At 69.5% G+C, this 16,581-nt stretch carries 14 protein-coding genes; 9 read left to right on the top strand and 5 right to left on the bottom strand.

Going from position 1 to position 16,581, the window contains the following annotated elements:
• The first annotated feature begins 48 nt into the window (after positions 1–48).
• The 4 genes from ssb to AB0I59_RS32940 all read left to right on the top strand — a co-directional run bounded on the left by ssb (position 49) and on the right by AB0I59_RS32940 (position 4,547).
• Positions 49–705: a single-stranded DNA-binding protein gene (gene ssb, locus AB0I59_RS32955; RefSeq protein ID WP_358139096.1), complete on the top strand. Its 657-nt coding sequence runs from the start codon at positions 49–51 to the stop codon at positions 703–705.
• Positions 706–1,026: 321 nt separating this feature from the next.
• Entirely contained in the window at positions 1,027–2,322 is a 1,296-nt protein-coding gene (locus tag AB0I59_RS32950; RefSeq protein WP_358139093.1) for a GGDEF domain-containing protein, read from the top strand.
• 31 nt (positions 2,323–2,353) lie between these two features.
• Positions 2,354–4,018 carry an energy-dependent translational throttle protein EttA gene (ettA, locus tag AB0I59_RS32945; protein ID WP_061260540.1) on the top strand — a complete coding sequence of 555 codons (1,665 nt, stop codon included), beginning with the start codon at positions 2,354–2,356 and terminating at the stop codon, positions 4,016–4,018.
• Positions 4,019–4,088: 70 nt separating this feature from the next.
• Positions 4,089–4,547 carry an acyl-CoA thioesterase gene (locus AB0I59_RS32940; protein ID WP_061260537.1) on the top strand — a complete coding sequence of 153 codons (459 nt, stop codon included), beginning with the start codon at positions 4,089–4,091 and terminating at the stop codon, positions 4,545–4,547.
• A gap of 2 nt (positions 4,548–4,549) precedes the next feature.
• Here AB0I59_RS32940 and AB0I59_RS32935 read toward each other — a convergent pair whose 3' ends face one another.
• The 4 genes from AB0I59_RS32935 to AB0I59_RS32920 form a co-directional block, all read right to left on the bottom strand.
• Positions 4,550–6,088, bottom strand: coding sequence for a glycoside hydrolase family 13 protein (locus AB0I59_RS32935; RefSeq protein WP_358139088.1), 1,539 nt, complete (start codon positions 6,086–6,088; stop codon positions 4,550–4,552).
• Positions 6,089–6,117: 29 nt separating this feature from the next.
• Positions 6,118–6,486 carry a globin gene (locus AB0I59_RS32930; RefSeq protein WP_061260533.1) on the bottom strand — a complete coding sequence of 123 codons (369 nt, stop codon included), beginning with the start codon at positions 6,484–6,486 and terminating at the stop codon, positions 6,118–6,120.
• A 34-nt stretch (positions 6,487–6,520) separates the two neighbouring features.
• Complete coding sequence (locus AB0I59_RS32925) at positions 6,521–7,531, bottom strand: mechanosensitive ion channel family protein (RefSeq protein WP_061260532.1); 1,011 nt, start codon at positions 7,529–7,531, stop codon at positions 6,521–6,523.
• Between the two features lie 402 nt (positions 7,532–7,933).
• Positions 7,934–8,194 (bottom strand): hypothetical protein, encoded by a 261-nt coding sequence (locus AB0I59_RS32920; protein WP_061260529.1) that lies wholly within the window; start codon positions 8,192–8,194, stop codon positions 7,934–7,936.
• Between the two features lie 338 nt (positions 8,195–8,532).
• Here AB0I59_RS32920 and AB0I59_RS32915 point away from each other — a divergent pair, with 338 nt between their 5' ends.
• The 4 genes from AB0I59_RS32915 (at position 8,533) to purU (ending at position 13,680) form a co-directional block, all read left to right on the top strand.
• Positions 8,533–10,128, top strand: a complete 1,596-nt coding sequence (locus AB0I59_RS32915; protein ID WP_358139083.1) for an NsdA family TPR-like regulatory protein — start codon at positions 8,533–8,535, stop codon at positions 10,126–10,128.
• A complete protein-coding gene (locus tag AB0I59_RS32910; RefSeq protein ID WP_061260526.1) occupies positions 10,125–10,628 on the top strand; it encodes a GNAT family N-acetyltransferase in 504 nt (167 codons plus the stop codon). The genes AB0I59_RS32915 and AB0I59_RS32910 overlap by 4 nt, the downstream gene beginning before the upstream one ends.
• 244 nt (positions 10,629–10,872) lie before the next feature.
• Positions 10,873–12,762 carry a tetratricopeptide repeat protein gene (locus AB0I59_RS32905; protein ID WP_358139080.1) on the top strand — a complete coding sequence of 630 codons (1,890 nt, stop codon included), beginning with the start codon at positions 10,873–10,875 and terminating at the stop codon, positions 12,760–12,762.
• Between the two features lie 69 nt (positions 12,763–12,831).
• Positions 12,832–13,680 (top strand): formyltetrahydrofolate deformylase, encoded by an 849-nt coding sequence (gene purU / locus AB0I59_RS32900; RefSeq protein ID WP_061260523.1) that lies wholly within the window; start codon positions 12,832–12,834, stop codon positions 13,678–13,680.
• Between the two features lie 15 nt (positions 13,681–13,695).
• Here purU and AB0I59_RS32895 read toward each other — a convergent pair whose 3' ends face one another.
• Entirely contained in the window at positions 13,696–15,753 is a 2,058-nt protein-coding gene (locus AB0I59_RS32895) for a prolyl oligopeptidase family serine peptidase (protein WP_358139076.1), read from the bottom strand.
• A 316-nt stretch (positions 15,754–16,069) separates the two neighbouring features.
• Between AB0I59_RS32895 and AB0I59_RS32890 the strand changes: the two genes are divergently transcribed.
• On the top strand, positions 16,070–16,579 hold the full coding sequence (locus tag AB0I59_RS32890) for an HNH endonuclease (RefSeq protein ID WP_061260520.1): 510 nt from the start codon (positions 16,070–16,072) through the stop codon (positions 16,577–16,579).
• Positions 16,580–16,581 lie beyond the last annotated feature (2 nt).

The raw sequence follows: 16,581 nt of genomic DNA, 5'->3' as shown, positions 1-16,581 counted from the left end.
AGAGTGAGTCCCGGTGTCCGGCGAGGGTCCGGACCTGGGAGGCACCTGATGAGCGACATCTACGTCACGCTGAGCGGCAACGTCGCCGCCGACCCCCGGCAGTACCAGTTCCCCGACGGCTCGCGGGCGACGACGCTGCGGCTCGCGGTCAACCGCAGGGTGCTCGATCGGCAGACCCAGACGTGGACCACCGAGGACACGACCTACTACATGGTCCGCTGCTACCGCGCTCTCGCCGACAACGTCGCCCAGTCGGTGCGCAAGGGCCACCCGCTGGTCGTGTACGGCAGGCTCCGCATCAAGCAGTTCGAGGACCGGCAGGGCGAGCAGCGATTCTGGGCGGAGATCGAGGCCACCTCGGTCGGGCATGACCTCAAATGGGGCATCGCGACTTTCGAGAAACCCGCTCGATCCTTCGCGGCGATGCCCAGCGCCGCCGAACGCCGCGGCATGGAGGAAACCACCCGCGAGTGGGAGCTCAGAGCCGTCCAGCACGTGAGCGAGCAGGCGCCGCACGCGGACGAAGCCGGATCCCGCTCGGGTGAGGAGGCCCCTCGGCCGGACGATGCCGCGGCGCACGCGGAGGACCGCTCGCCGTCTGGTGAGAAGGCGTTGGGTGACACGGCGCCGGGTGACATGGCGCCGGGGTCGGGGGAGTACGCGCCGTGGCCGGTGGAGACCGTGTCCGAGACGCTGGCCGCGTGACGCGGAGAGTCAACTGGTGGGGAGGGCATCGGCCGTACAGGGCCGGTGCCCCAACAAGGAACGTCCGGGGATCGGCCGATGGCGACATCCGCGTCGCTGCAAGAGCACCCTCGTCAGGTCCAGGTCACACCCCGCACCATGGCTGCTCCCTTCCCACACGGCCCCCTCGTGAAGGAGCGGTTACCTCGTGAGTCCGTCCGGACACCCGGACAGCCCGACTGCCCAAGGTAGCGGTTCCCGTCGCGTGACGCACACTCCGCAACTATTGTGTTACACATCGTGAGACGCTGGAGACAGTGCAGGGATGCGTGGGGAGACGGGATGACGGCGCCCAGCCAGACCTCGGCCACACCGCGGGACGGATCGCCCTCGCGGCGCGGTCGGTGGCCCCTGCTGGGTCAGCGCCGTCCCCTCATGGCCTACTTCTGCGGCATCGTCGCGCTGGACCTGGCCGCGATCGCGTATCTCCTGTCGGTCACGACCTTCCACATCTCCGACGTCGCCGCGTTCGCCGCCCTGACGGGGTGCGGTGCCGTCTGCATCGAGGCCACACGCCGGCTGGGCATGCCGGCCGGCGTGTCCCGCGACCTGCTGTCGGCCTGGTGGCTTCCGGTCGTGCTGCTTCTCCCGCCGCTGTACGCGCTGCTCGCCCCCATCCCGCTGCAGATCCTTTTGCAGGTGCGCGTCCGCGCCACGGTGGCCTACCGCAGGGTCTTCAGCGCCGCGGCGATCGGCGTGGCGGCCTGCGCCGCCTCGGTGGCGTTCCACGCGTGGATACCCGTGCCCGCCGAGCTGTCCAGCGGCCGGGCGCTGCCCATCATGGCGGCGGTGGCCTGCGCCGCGATGTTCACGATCCTCAACACGGCTCTCATCGCCGTCGCCGTGCGGACCGCCGATCCCGACACCCGGTGGCGTGAGTTCGTCTGGAACCGCGAGAGCGCGCTGCTCGACACGGTGGAGCTCTGCCTGGGCGTCACGGTCGCCATCGCGTGCGGACTCAACCTGGCCCTGCTTCTGCTCGCCCTGCCGCCAGTCGTGCTGCTGCAGCGCAGCCTGCTCCACGCCCAGTTGCAGGCCGCCGCGCGCACCGACCCCAAGACCGGGCTGCTCAACGCCGCGGCCTGGCAGCGCGAGGCCGACACCGAGATCGTCCGCGCCCGGCGCACCGGTGAGACGCTCGCGCTGCTCATCGTCGACATCGATCACTTCAAGCGGGTCAACGACACCTACGGCCACCTCGTCGGCGACCAGGTGCTGATCGGGGTCGCCGCCACGCTGCGCAACCAGTTGCGCGACTACGACGTCGTGGGCCGGTTCGGCGGCGAGGAGTTCGTGATCCTGTTGCCGCGCGCCGACGTCACCGAGGCCAGGCGGGTGGCCGAGCGGCTGCGCTCCCGAGTGGGCCGCATGGCGGTCCCCGCCGACCACGCCATGGTCACCGTGACGATCTCGGCCGGGGTGGCGGTCATGAACATGCACGGCCACGACCTGATCGAGCTGCTCGCCGCCGCCGACCTCGCCCTCTACCGGGCCAAGGAGCTCGGCCGGGACCGCATCTGCCTGCCCGCGCGCCCGACGGCCCCTCCACCCCGCTCAGGGGACGAAATCACCGGCTGAAGCTGCCGTGGGTGCCACTACCCTTGGAGACATGCCGGAGTACATCTACACGATGCAGCGCGTGCGCAAGGCGCACGGTGACAAGGTGATCCTCGACGACGTCACGCTGTCCTTCCTGCCCGGAGCCAAGATCGGTGTTCTGGGCCCGAACGGCACGGGCAAGTCGACGCTGCTCAAGATGATGGCGGGGTTGGAGCAGCCGTCCAACGGAGACGCGCGGCTGATGCCCGGTTTCACGGTCGGCATGCTGCAGCAGGAGCCCCCGCTCAACGAGTCCAAGACCGTCCTCGGCAACGTCGAGGAGGGCGTCGCCGAGACCAAGGCGATGCTCGACCGCTTCAATCAGATCGCCGAGCAGATGGCCACCGACTACAGCGACGAGCTGCTGGAGGAGATGGGCAAGCTGCAGGACGCGCTGGACCATCGCAACGCCTGGGATCTGGAGAGCCAGCTCGAGCAGGCCATGGACGCGCTCCGCTGCCCGCCCGGTGACGCGGACGTCACGCAGCTGTCCGGAGGCGAGCGCCGCCGGGTCGCGCTGTGCAAGCTGCTGCTCGAGCAGCCCGACCTGCTGCTGATCGACGAGCCCACCAACCACCTCGACGCCGAGAGCGTGCAGTGGCTGGAGCAGCACCTGGAGAAGTATCCCGGGACCGTTCTCGCCGTCACCCACGACCGTTACTTCCTGGACAACGTGGCGGGCTGGATCCTGGAGCTGGACCGCGGTCGCTGCTACGCCTACGAGGGCAACTACTCCACCTACCTGGAGGCCAAGGCCGCCCGTCTCAAGGTCGAGGGCCAGAAGGACGTCAAGCGCAAGAAGCGCCTGGAGGAGGAGCTCCAGTGGGTCCGCTCCAACGCCAAGGCCCGCCAGACGAAGAGCCGCGCCCGTCTCCAGCGCTATGAGGAGATGGCGGCCGAGGCGGACAAGTACCGCAAGCTCGACTTCGAGGAGATCCAGATCCCGCCGGGCCCGCGCCTGGGCACGACGGTGATCCGGGCGGAGAAGCTCTCCAAGGGCTTCGACGACCGCATCCTCATCGACAACCTCTCGTTCGACCTGCCGCGCAACGGCATCGTCGGTGTCATCGGTCCGAACGGCGTCGGCAAGACGACCCTCTTCCGGATGATCACCAACGGCGAGACGCCGGACGACGGCTCGATCGTGGTCGGCGACACGGTCAAGATCTCGTACGCCGACCAGAGCCGGGCCGGCATCGACCCGAAGAAGAACGTCTGGGAGGTCGTCTCCGACGGGCTCGACCACATCAAGGTCGGCAACGTCGAGATGCCGTCCCGGGCGTACGTCGCGGCGTTCGGCTTCAAGGGCCCCGACCAGCAGAAGCCCTCGGGCATCCTGTCCGGCGGCGAGCGCAACCGCCTCAACCTCGCCCTGACCCTCAAGCAGGGCGGCAACGTGCTGCTGCTCGACGAGCCCACCAACGACCTCGACACCGAGACCCTGTCCAGCCTGGAGAACGCGCTGCTCGACTTCCCGGGCTGCGCGGTGATCACCTCGCACGACCGGTGGTTCCTCGACCGCATCGCCACGCACATCCTCGCGTGGGAGGGCGGCTCGAACTGGTTCTGGTTCGAGGGCAACTACGCCGACTACGAGAAGAACAAGGTCGAGCGGCTCGGCGCGGAGGCGGCCCGTCCGCACCGCGTCACCTACCGCAAGCTGACCCGGGACTAGAAGCGTCCGGCCGGCGCCGCCGCGACCCCCGCCCGCGGGCGGAGTTCGCGGGTGGAATACGGTTTCCGGTGTGTCCGGACAACCTCTCTCCGACGGCGCCGGTCGTGCTGTCCCTCCTGCCGATCGTCGACATGTCTTCCACCGCCAGGTCCGCTTCGCGGACATCGACAGCCTCGGCCATGTCAACAACGTGCGGTTCTTCGACTACCTCGAAGACGCCCGGCTGGGCATGCTGTTCGTGGACCCCGTCCGTGAGGGCGGCCGTTCCCATCAGGGTCTGGTGGTCGCCCGGCACGAGATCGACTACCGCCGTCCGCTGACGTTCCGGCCGGACCCGGTCCGGGTGGAGACCTGGGTGACCGAGATCAGGCCGTCGCGGTTCACCCTCGCCTACGAGATCAAGGACGACGAGGAGGTCTTCGTCCGGGCGCGGTCGGTGATGGTCGCCTACGACGTCGCGGGCGCCCGTCCCCGCAGGCTCACCGAGGACGAACTCGCCTACCTGAAGCGCTTCTCCGTCGAGGACTGACGTCAGTCCCGCAGCAGCCACGCCCCCGTATCCGGCGGCAGCAGGGCGCCGTCCAGCGGGCCGCTGGAGATCAGGACCCGGTCGTGGGGCGGGAGCCGTACCGGCTCGGTGCCGCAGTTGAGGGCGGAGATCAGCCGCCCTCGGGACAGGAACAGGGCGTCCGCGGGGGAGTCCGGCCAGGTGACCGTGTCCGGCAAGGTGCCGCGAAGGGTACGGCGGGCGGCCAGGGCCCTGCGATAGAACCACAGAGTGGAGTCGGGGTCGGCCGTCTGCCGCTCGGCGGTCAGCCCGGCCCAGTGCGCGGGTTGCGGCAGCCATGTCCCGCCCGGCCCGAACCCGTACGGCGGGGCGGTGCCCGACCAGGGAAGCGGGACGCGGCAGCCGTCCCTGCCGGGCATCGCCCCTTGTGTCCGGAAGAAGACGGGGTCCTGGCGAACTTCGGGGGGAAGGTCCTTTATCTCAGTTAGCCCTAATTCCTCCCCTTGGTAGAGATATGCCGACCCGGGGAGGAAAAGCATCGTCAGGAGGGCGGCGCGTGCTCGGGCCAGTCCGGCCGACGGGGCCGCCCCCTCGGCGTAGCGCGTCGTGTGCCGTACGACGTCGTGGTTGGACAACACCCACGTCGGAGCCGGCATCGCGGTGAGCGTGGCGTCGATGACGGCGCGGAACGCGGTGGCCGACCAGGGCGCCTCCAGCCAGGCGAAGTTGAAGCTCTGGTGTAGTTCGTCCGGGCGTACGTAGAGGGCGAGGTCCTCGGCCGAATCCGTCCAGACCTCGCCCACGGCGGCGCGCTCGCCGGGATAGGAATCGAGGAGTTCGCGCCACTCGCGGTAGACCTGGTGCACCTCGGGACGGCTCCAGATCGGCGACCGGGCACCGAATCCGATCGTGGTGTCGGGCAGTCCCTCGGCCTTGTGCAGGCCCATCGCGACGTCGATACGGAAGCCGTCCACGCCGCGGTCCAGCCAGAACCGCAGGGTGGTGAGGAAGTCCTCCCGTACCTCGGGGTTGTTCCAGTTGAAATCGGGCTGTTGCGGTGCGAAGAGGTGGAGATACCACTGGCCGTCCGGCAGGCGGGTCCACGCGGGTCCGCCGAACACCGAGAGCCAGTTGTTCGGCTCCGTGCCGGGGCGTCCGGCGGGGGAGGACCGGAAGATGTACCGATCCCGCTCGGGTGACCCCTCCGGCGCGTTGAGGGCCTTCTGAAACCATGGGTGGGCCGCCGAGCTGTGGTTGGGGACGATGTCCACCATCAGCCGCAGTCCGTGGTCGTGCGCGTCGGCCACCAGGTCGTCGAAATCGTCCAGCGAGCCGAAGAGCGGGTCGACGTCACGATAGTCGGCGACGTCATAGCCGCCGTCGGCCATGGGGGAGCGGTAGAACGGCGTCAGCCAGATCGCGTCGACGCCCAGGTCGGCGAGGTAGGGCAGGCGGGCCCGGATGCCGGCCAGGTCGCCGATCCCGTCACCCGTGGAGTCGGCGAAGCTGCGGACGTAGATCTCGTAGACGACGGCGTCATGCCACCAGGGGGTTTCACGCATGCCTCATCGCTGCCCCGCGGCCGCGCGGGTTATGCGTTCATCATGCTGTGCGCGGCGTAGACGAGGTAGCGCAGCAGTTGCTCCTCGTGCTCGGGGGCGAGCTCCAGCGAGCGCACCGCGTCGTCCATGTGCTTCAGCCAGGCGTCCCGTTCCGCCTCGCCGATCACGAACGGCACGTGCCGCATGCGCAGCCGCGGATGGCCGCGTTCCTGACTGTAGGTGTTGGGGCCGCCCCAGTACTGGATGAGGAACATGCGCAGCCGGTCCTCGGCCCCCGCGAGGTCGTCTTCGGGGTACATCGGGCGCAGCACCGGATCCTCGGCGACGCCTTCGTAGAACCGGTGGACGAGCCGCCGGAACGTGTCCTCGCCTCCGACGGCCTCGTAGAAGGTTGTCACCGCTTCAGCCTAGGCCAGTTACCCGCCAGTAGGTTCAGCCGGCGAAGACCATGCTCTTCTCGTCGAACGCCCGCTTGATCCGGATGCGCAGCTCGCGCGCCACGTCGGACTGCTGAGCGGGAGCGGTCTTGACGCTGATCCGGAAGATGACGGCCTTGTCGGAGATCTGCTCCAGGCCGTAGACCTGGGGCTCCTCCACCAGCAGGACGTCGCGGTACTCCGGGTCCTCCCACAGAGTGGCGGCCACGTCCTTGAGCAGTTCGCGCACCACCGAGATGTCCGCCTCGTACGGCACGGGCACGTCGAGGACGGCCCGCGACCAGCCCTGGGACTCGTTGCCGACCCGGCTGATGGTGCCGTTGCGTACGTACCACACCTTGCCGTCGGCGTCGCGGATCCTGGTGATCCGCAGGGTTACGGCCTCCACGGTGCCGGTCGCGACGCCGGTGTCGATCACGTCGCCGACGCCGTACTGGTCCTCCAGCAGCATGAACATGCCGGCGATGAAGTCCTTGACCAGCTCCTGCGCGCCGAAGCCGACCGCGACGCCGATGATGCCGACGCTGGTGAGCAGAGGGGCGAGCTCGATGCCCAGATTGGACAGGATCATCAGGGCGGCCGTGCCGAGGATCACGACCGAGGACAGGCTCCGCAGCACCGAGCCCATCGTCTCGGCGCGCTGTCTGCGGCGCTCGGTGAGGATCGCGGTGCTCGCCTCGCTCGAGTTGAGCGACCTGTTCCTGAGTCGCTCCGGCAGGACGCCCTCACTGGCCCGCAGGGTCACCCGGGTGATGAGCCGGTGCGCGACGCTTCGTACCACGAGAGCGACGGCGAGGATCAGGCACAGGGTGAGCAGGGCATCGATGATCCCGGCGACGAGCGGAACCCAGGGGTACACCCCGTCGGGGAAGGACGCGTTGAGGATCGAGCAGGTCAGGCCCTTGCCGCTCTTGCATGCCTCCTTCAACGCGGTCGCCGAGTCCTCCATCGTGTCGAGAAAGTCGCCCGTCGGGGACGGTGTCGGAGTGGGCGCGTACGGGAACACGAGGTGGATCCCCCCGGATCGGTTCGGTCGGCAACGGGCAGGTAAACCTAACTCATTCTGCAGACCGAACCGGCCGCCGTCACATCGCCGGGGAAGGCGGATCGCCCCGCCCGATCGCGAAGGAACGGGCGGGGCTTTCACTGCGACGTACGGCAGGGCCGGCGCGCGCACCCGGACGCGCGCGCCGTGCCGTTCTCCGGGAGGGGATCCCCCTCGATGGCCGCCCGGTCCGGCCTGTGCGGCCGGACCGGGCGGCGGCATGTCGTGTACGGCCGCGCCTGCCGTACACGAGGATGTGGGGGCCGGGGGTGCACAGCGTCCCGGGCGAGCCGTGTCTCCACGGCCGGCCTCACGGGCCGCTCCGCACCGTGCACTCCGCCGGCCCCGCGCAGCCGCGGTGCGCTATTCACTCACCGCGGCGAGCACTCGGGCGACCTTGCGCGCCGCACCGGCCGGGTCGTCCGCCCGGTGCATCCGCTCTCCCCAGGACCACCAGTAGTCCGCGGCCCTGCACACGACGTTCTCGGCGAGGCTCGTGGCGTTCGGATTGATCACCCGTACGAAGGGGCGGCCGGACTGGGTGCGCACGACCCGGGCGAGAAGGCCGCGAGAGTCGAGTTCGGATACCAGGAGTTCCAGGCGCTGGAAATCGTCCTCCTCCACTTCGGTGTCCTCCTTGGGGTTCGACTGAGCCGATGCGCCGGGTGAGTGTCCCCGCACATTCGGTCCCGGTGGGTCAAGATGACTCACCAAGCATGAACGGGTCAACGAGGCCGGCCGTCTCAGCGGATAGGCAAACCCCCAAGCAGGTTGAAGAAAACCACCTGCTGAGGGACGATCCTTAGTCAGCACGTTCAAGCGCTTGTCCTGGCCGCGCAAATTCTGGTCCATCATTCATGTGTAGTCGCAGCGCGACAGACACGTTACGCTGCGTCAGCAGATGAGGACCCTTCGGGACACGCGATCGGCAATGCGCGGCCGACCGCGAGAGAGGGGCCGGGATGTCCGGCAGGCAGCACAGGGAGACAGAGATCGCACGGCAGGTCCGGGCCCGAGGCCTGGCCGCCGGGCGAGGCTTGGCTCTGATCGCCGACGAGATCCACATCGCGTGTGGACCGAAGTTCGGCACGACCAAGATCAAAGCGCACCGCCTGTCGAACGGCATCGCACTCGCGGATGTGATCGAACAGGTACGGGCGCTCTTCGAGCGGGACGGCAAGTCCGTCCCCGGGATCGGCGAGACACTTCTGTCCGCCTACGAGTCGGGGCTGAAGAAGCCCGGCCCGGAGTACCTCCACTACCTGTGTTCCGTCTACCGGGTGGAACCGGCCGCTCTCGGCTACGAGGGCCCGTGCATCTGTGGCCACGGCCACGGCATGCCCGGCACGGTCCGCGGCTGCGACTTCGAAGAGGGAATACCTGACACTTCCCCCAATGTGCGTGAGCTGTGGATACAGCCGGACGGCGGCAGCCCTTCCGCGGACGGGGGCGAGGAGGACGAGAACGTGCTACGGAGGACGCTGCTGAAGCTCCTTGCCGGCACCGGCGGTGTGACGCTGAACGACCAGGTGCTCGGTGCGGTGGAGAACATTCGACGGCACATGGACGAGACGATGGCCTCGGCCTCCGTCTCGCCCGCCATGCTGGACCAGTGGGAGCAAACGACCACCGGCTTCGGCAGGCAGTACATGAACACGCCACCCTTACGCCTGCTCTGCGACGTGCTGCTGGAGTACTCCACAGTGCGCAAGGCGATGGAGCGGCGCCAGCCGGTGGACGTGCAGGAACGGCTGTGCCGCATGACGGCGCAGCTCTCCGGGCTCTGCGGCATGATCATGATCGACCTGGGCGACCACCGCATGGCCCGGTCCTTCTTCCGCACCGGCCGCACCGCCGCGGACGAGACGGGCGACCGCGCGCTGCGCGCCTGGGTGACCGCTCGCGAGGCGCTGGTCCCGCTCTACTACGGCGACCCGCGTGAGGCCCTCACGCTGGCCAAGAAGAGCCGGGACATGGCCGGGCAGACCCCCTGCGCGGCAAGGACGATGGCGCCGGTCGTCGAGGCCAGGGCACTGGCCATGATGGCCGGCAGCACCGGCGCGAAGAAGGACGTCGTCGACCAGGCCAAACGGGCGCTCACCCGGGCCAGGTCGGCGTTCGCGCAGATGAGCAGCAACGACCAGGAGGACCCGGCCTTCGGTTACACCGAGCGCCAGCTCTACTTCTACCAGGGCGACGTCCTGGTCAAGCTGGGGCAGACGCTGGAGGCCGACCTCATCCTGGAGCAGGCGCTCGGCAAATACTCCGGTGAGGACCTGCTCGACCAGACCCTGATCCGGTTCGACCGCGCCCAGTGCCGCCTGATCGAGGGCGAGGTCGAGGAGGCGCTCGACATGGGCCGCAGTGCCATCGAGGCGATCGAGCGGGACTATCGCACCGAGCTGGTGATGCGCCCGGCGTACGACCTGCTCAAGGCGGTCCAGGCGAAGTACGGCGAGAGCCCCGCACTGGCCTCGTACCGCGAATGCCTCATTCCCGCCCAGCTGGACATGAGCGAGGTCGCCACGATCGCCGAGCAGGACAGGCAGCAGACGTGACGGGGAAGCTCCGGATCCGGCGATATCGCTGGTCCGACCTGGACGAGGTCTGGGCGTTGCACCAGATCAGCCTCGCCCAGGTCGGCCTGGCGCCGGGTGACGGCGTCTACTACGACGACGACTTCCCACGGATCCACGCGGTGTACATCGTCGACCGGGGCGAGTTCCTGGTCGGCGAGGAGCCCGGCGGGCGGATCGTCGCGATGGGCGGCCTGCGCCGCATCGACGACGAGACCGTGGAGATGTGCCGGCTCCGGGTCCATCCGGAGTTCCAGCGCCGCGGATTCGGCGCGATGATCCTGGAACGGCTGGAGGAACGCGCCCGCGAGCTGGGCTACTCCCTTCTGCGCGGGGATACCACCCTGCAACAGGGCGCCGCCATCGAGCTCTACCGGAAGTACGGTTGGCGCGAGGTCCGGCGTGAGGATCGCGGCGGCAGCGTGGTGCTTTATGGAGAGAAATACCTTACTCCTGTTGTTTCGCCGCAACTAATCAGATAAACCACCCTGCCGGGCCTTGCGGATTACCGTTTTGTGCCAATACTTGTGCCTTGTCACGGAAAAGAGGCACGATGAAAAAGATCATTGTCCGCAAGCCCGGCACGGTGCGGCTCACCGGAACGTCGAGTGTGATTCACAAGGGGTGACGGGGAACTCCCGGCGGAATTCCCGCCATATCTGGGTTCGGGGGACACTTTCCCGCGATCGCCTGGCCGCCCTCCAGGCCCTGGAACTGCCTTCGCCCGTGGCGCCCGTGATCAACGGGCATCGACGGCTGCGCGGGCCGTACACCATCGGTGGCGTGGTGCTGCGCGCACTCGTCCCGGCCGCGCTGGAGCGTTCCCCGGACCTGGTGGCCGCGCACAGCGTCGAGATCCGGGCCGTCGCTCCCGATCTGCGGCGACTCGTGCGGGCCCGCGAGGAGTCCATCGGCGCGCGCCTGCACGAGGACGAGCGGATCCTGGTGCCCGCCCCCCGCCGGACCCTGCGCCTCGCCAACGGCATCGCCGAGTTCGTGAGGGACTGTCTGCAGGGGCCTGGCGCGCTGCGCGTCGACAACATGCATGAGGCCGACCCCACCGACCGTGAACTGCTGGCCGTCCTCATGCGCAGGGTCCCCGACCTCGTCGTGGCGCTCGGCGCTCCGGAGCCGCCCGTCAGGTGGAGCGAGGAACTCGTCCTGAGGGCCGCGCCTCCGGTGGACGGGCCGCCCGAGGACTACATCGCCTCGGACGGCACCACGGACGATCCGGAGGCGTACGCGGCCTATCTGGCGCTGCCACCCGGCGACCGGGCCAGGGCACACGATCGGAGGGCGGCCGAACTCTCCGACGACCACCTGCTGGGTGCGGTGCCGTACCACCGTGAACGGGGAAGCGATCAGGACGCCGCGGTGTCCGCGCTGTGGGCGGCGGTTGACCACTGCGTCGGCGAGGGGTTCCTGCATGCCGTGGCCGAGCTCGGCCCGCGCGGGCTCCGACTGGCCGCGCCGGGTTCCGACCTCTGGTGGCGTTTCACCCACCGTACGGCCACCGCGCTGGCCGGGCTCGGCCGCCGCGACGAGGCGTTCGAGCTCTACGAGTCCGCCCGGCGGACCAGCGTGGACCCCGCCGTCCACGCCGCGGCCGCGTACGGCACGGCCATGCTCGACGCGCGCGACCCCGACCCGGCACGGCGTGACCTCGGCAGGGCCACGGGGTGGATCAACGAGGCGATCGCGGTGTCGGCGCTGCTGCCCGATCGCCGGGAGAGGGCGTTCAAGCTCGGCTTCGACCGCAACGGCCGCGCGCTGATCGAGCTGCGGCAGGGCCGGATCGAGGAGGCCATGCGCCTGGTGGAGTCGGCGATCGAACTCGCCGAGCGGGATCTGCCGCCGGAGGCGCATCCCCTGCACCGGATGGTCCTCTTCGCCAACCGGGCCCAGCTCCTGGCGCGGTCCGGCCGGAACGCCGACGCTCTACGGGACTTCGATCGGGCCATCGCGATCGATCCCGGCTTCCCCGACCACTACCTGGACCGCGGCAACCTGCTGCTCGCCATGGGCCGGCCGGACGACGCGCTCGCCGACTACGAGACCGCGATCAGGGTGAGCCCGCCCCTTCCGGAGGCGTACTACAACCGGGCCGAGCTGCACCTGTCCTGCGGCGACCTGGATCGTGCCCGCGCCGATCTGGACCACGTGCTGGAGCTGGACCCCGTCTTCCTGGACGCCTACGTGAACCGCGCGGGTGTCCTGGCGATGCTCGACGAGCACGAGGCGGCTCGGCGGGACGTCGAAGCCGGCCTGGAGATCGATCCCGGCAACCCGCATCTGCACGGCGTGCTCGGCCAGATCGAGACCGCCGCCGGGAGGTACGCCGAGGCGCGCGCGGCGTTCGACGCGGCGGTGGCGCGGGATCCGGCGATCGGCGGCGCCTGGGCGAACCGGGGGATCCTGCGCTACCAGACCGGTGACCTCGAAGGCGCCGTGGCGGACCTGACGCGGGCCATCGAGCTGGAGGAGGACGCCGCGCTGTACGCCAACCGGGCCATCGCCCTGCGTGACCTGGGCCGGTTCGACGAGGCGAAGGCCGACCTGGCGCGGGCACATGAGCTCGACCCGACCACGGAACCCGCCGCCGAGGTGGAGAACTGAGCCGCCGCCCGACGAGCGGTATCATGCTCAGTTCGAGGCGAGAGCGCCAAAGAACCCAAGGATCAAGGCATGACTGCTGACTATGTGCTGACCCTCTCCTGCCCGGACCGCCCCGGAGTGGTCGCCGCCGTCTCCGGGTTGCTCGCCCGGCACGGCTGCAACATCACGGAGAGCCAGCAGTTCGGCGACCCTGTCGCCAACCGCTTCTTCATGCGCGTCCAGTTCACCGGTGGTCTTCCCCTCGACGACCTGCGTACGGCCTTCGCCGCGCTGACCCCGGAGTTCGGCATGGATCTCCAGCTGTTCGACCAGGCGGTCAAGCCGCGGGTGCTGGTGCTGGTCAGCAAGTTCGACCACTGCCTCAACGACCTGCTCTACCGGGCGCGCTCGGGGCTGCTGGACATCGAGATCGTCGCCGTCGCCTCCAACCATCCCGACCTGCGGCCGCTCACCCAGTCGTACGGGATCGACTATCACCACCTGCCGGTCACGCCGGAGACCAAGCCGCGGCAGGAGGCGGAGATCCTCGCCCTGGTCGATCACTATCAGGCCGACCTGGTGGTGCTCGCCCGCTACATGCAGGTGCTCTCGGAGGACCTGTGCGCCAAGCTGGCCGGACGAGTGATCAACATTCACCACTCGTTCCTGCCGTCCTTCAAGGGCGCGAAGCCGTACCACCAGGCCTACGCGCGCGGCGTCAAGCTGATCGGCGCGACCGCGCACTATGTGACGCACGACCTGGACGAGGGGCCGATCATCGAGCAGGAGGTCGCGCGGGTCAACCACACCCACTCACCCGACGACCTCGCCGCGATCGGCCGGGACCTCGAACGCCAGGCCCTGGCCCGGGCGGTCCGGTGGCACGCCGAGCATCGGGTGCTGCTCGACGGCCACAAGACCGTCATCTTCCCCAGGTAGCCCCGGCCCTCCCGGTCAGACCAGCCCGGTGTGCCGGGCCAGGAAGGCGAGCTGGTCCGCCACCAGCTCGACGGACCGGCTCACCGCACGCGCGCCGTGCCCGACCTCGGTCTCGTTGCGGAGCAGGACCGGCCGATCGGCGGCCTGGGCGTGCTGCATCGCCGCCGCCATCTTCCAGGCGTGCAGCGGGTGGACCCGGGTGTCGGAGCCGAAGACCGTGAACAGCGTCGCGGGGTAGGCGACCCCCTCACGGACGTGGTGGTACGGCGAGTAGCCCCAGAGCCAGCCGAACTCCTCCGGCACGTCCGCGGAGCCGTACTCGACGTTCCAGGTCGCGCCGAGCCCGAACTTCTCGTAGCGGATCATGTCCAGCAGCGGTGCGGAGCAGACCACGGCGGCGTACAGCTCGGGCCGCTGGGTGAGCGCGGCCCCGACCAGGAGACCACCGTTGGAACCCCCGGAGATCCCGAGCCGGTCGGCTGTGGTCACGCCGGTGGCGATCAGGTGCTCTGCCGCCGCGTGCAGGTCGTCGAAGACGTTCTGCTTGTCGCCGAGCATGCCGTCACGATGCCACTGCTCGCCCTGTTCCCCGCCGCCGCGCAGCTGGGCGATGGCGTAGACCCCGCCAGCCTCGACCCAGGCCAGGATCGCCGCGGAGTAGCCCGGGGTCATGGTGATCCCGAAGCCGCCGTAGCCGTACAGGATGGTGGGCCGGGGGCCGGAACCGTCACGGGAGATCACCAGCATGTGGACCTCGGTGCCGTCCTTGGACCGGTAGACCACCTGCTCGGTGGTGACCGAGGGCACCTCCACCGCCCCCGGCGAGGCGGCCCAGAGCGTCGTCTCGCCCGTACGCGCGTCGAACCGGCGGATGCTCGGGGGCGTGGTGTTGTCCGTGTAGGAGAACCATGCCTCGTGGCCGCCCTCGGGCCGCTCGGTGATGCCGCCGATGGAGCCGAGCCCCGGGGTCGGCACCTCGCCGATCCGGACGCCCGTCTCCAGCGAGTGGATCGAGATCTCGGAGATGGCGTGCCGGGTCCAGCCGACGAGCATGACCGGCTCGTCCAGGTCGTCGAGGATCGCGAAGTCGGAGAGCACGGCCTCGGGGTCCTCGGGGATGAGGTCCCGCCAGTTCTCGAACGCGGGGGTCTCCGGGGACGTCACGCAGATCCGGGCACGCGGCGCGTCACGGTCGGTGAAGACGTACAGCCGGCCGTCGCGGCCGAAGTACAGGCCCGTCTGCGCGTCGACGTCCTCCTGGACGGTGACCAGTTCGGGCGCGTCGTACGGCGTGGTGGACAGGTCGGCCACCCACAGGTCGTTGCGCGGGGCCGTGCCGCGGGACGCGGAGACGGTCAGCCAGCGTCCGTCACGGGAGACCGAGACGTTGTAGTAGTTCGTCTTCTCCAGCCCGTCACCGAAGATCAGCACGTCGTCGTCGGGTGAGGTGCCCACCCGGTGCAGGTAGACGCGCCGGTGGAACTGCTCCTCGCCCTCGGGGACCTCGGACGGAGCCAGCTTGCGCACGTAGTAGAACGCCTCACCGCCGGGCAGCCACGCGACGGGGGAGTAGCGGCACCGGTCGATCGGGCCCTCGATGACCTCGCCGGTCGAGACGTCCATCACGTAGAGCCGCGACTCCTCGTCGCCGCCGACCGAGATCTGGTACGCGAGGCGCCGGCCCTCCTTGTCGGGCTGGTAGGAGTCCAGCGTTGTCAGCCCCGACGCGTCGAGCGCCATCGGATCGAGCAGCGCCCGCTCGCCCCGCTCGTCCGCGACGTACAGGACGGCGTGCTCCTGCTCCGGGGTGCGGCGCATGAAGAACCGCAGGTCGCCGCGCCACGTGGGCGGCCCGACCGAGCCGGACTTCAGCAGCGCGGCGACACGCTCGCGGAAGGCCTCGCGGCCCGGAAGCTCTGTGCTCTTGAAGAGGACGTCCTGCGCGTCCAGCCACTCCTTGGTGGCCGGATCGTCCGCGTCCTCCAGCCAGCGGTACGGGTCGGGGACGGAGGTTCCGTGCAGGTCATCGACGATGTCGTCACGCTGGGCGGGTGGGTAGGGCTGTCGGGTCATGCCTCGCACTTTAAGGCAGGTCGCCGACAGGAGCGTGCGGCTCGGCGGGAGTAAAAAGAGCCCCGAAAGGGGATAAACAGCAACAGGCGTCCCAATCGTGAACCTCGCTCGCGCTTTATGGGGTGGCGGATGGGCCGCAGCAAAGGCCACACTTTGGTGGAGGGCGGTGCCGTGGTGACCATCCGCTGGACCGTCCGGCGGAGGTCCCTGTGACGGAAGCACCCGGGTCCCAACCGACGGGACCACAACCAGGGCGCACAGCTGTGCTCCCGCGCCATCTCATCCCGGCTCCCGAGATGGCGACGGAGGTCGGCTGATGCGCCAAGTACTCCTTCTCAACGCCACCTACGAGCCGCTCACCACGCTGTCCCTGCACCGGGCGGTCATCCTGGTCCTGCGGGACAAGGCGGAGGTCGTGCACCGGGACGGCCGGGGCGCCGTGCTCCGCTCGGCGTCCCGCACGCTCGACGTCCCGTCCGTGATCCGGCTGAGACGCTATGTCCGCATCCCCTACCGGTCCCGTATCCCGCTCACGCGGGCCGCGCTCATGCGGCGGGACGACTTCCGCTGCGCGTACTGCGGCCAACGCGCGGAGACCATCGACCACGTCATCCCGCGCTCCAAGGGAGGCCCCCACACGTGGGAGAACTGCGTCGCCTCGTGTATGCCGTGTAACCACCGCAAGGCGGACAGGTTGCTGGAGGACCTGGGGTGGACGCTGCGCGTCGCCCCGGTGGTGCCACGCGGCGCCCATTGGCGGCTCATCGGAGCACAGCTCGACGGTGATCCGCAGTGGGCGCCCTACCTCGCCGAATCCGCCGCCTGACG

Origin of the sequence: Microtetraspora glauca, assembly GCF_040656155.1 — a bacterium.
GTDB lineage: Bacteria > Actinomycetota > Actinomycetes > Streptosporangiales > Streptosporangiaceae > Microtetraspora > Microtetraspora glauca.
This window is presented reverse-complemented; position numbering and strand designations above follow the sequence as displayed.

What these genes read in the sequence shown, in the direction of transcription:
- ssb (WP_358139096.1), top strand. Translation starts at nt 49, where the DNA reads ATGAGCGACATCTACGTCACGCTGAGCGGCAACGTCGCCGCCGACCCC.
- AB0I59_RS32950 (WP_358139093.1), top strand. Translation starts at nt 1,027, where the DNA reads ATGACGGCGCCCAGCCAGACCTCGGCCACACCGCGGGACGGATCGCCC.
- ettA (WP_061260540.1), top strand. Translation starts at nt 2,354, where the DNA reads ATGCCGGAGTACATCTACACGATGCAGCGCGTGCGCAAGGCGCACGGT.
- AB0I59_RS32935 (WP_358139088.1), bottom strand. Translation starts at nt 6,088, where the DNA reads ATGCGTGAAACCCCCTGGTGGCATGACGCCGTCGTCTACGAGATCTAC.
- AB0I59_RS32915 (WP_358139083.1), top strand. Translation starts at nt 8,533, where the DNA reads ATGTCCGGCAGGCAGCACAGGGAGACAGAGATCGCACGGCAGGTCCGG.
- purU (WP_061260523.1), top strand. Translation starts at nt 12,832, where the DNA reads ATGACTGCTGACTATGTGCTGACCCTCTCCTGCCCGGACCGCCCCGGA.
- AB0I59_RS32895 (WP_358139076.1), bottom strand. Translation starts at nt 15,753, where the DNA reads ATGACCCGACAGCCCTACCCACCCGCCCAGCGTGACGACATCGTCGAT.
- AB0I59_RS32890 (WP_061260520.1), top strand. Translation starts at nt 16,070, where the DNA reads ATGCGCCAAGTACTCCTTCTCAACGCCACCTACGAGCCGCTCACCACG.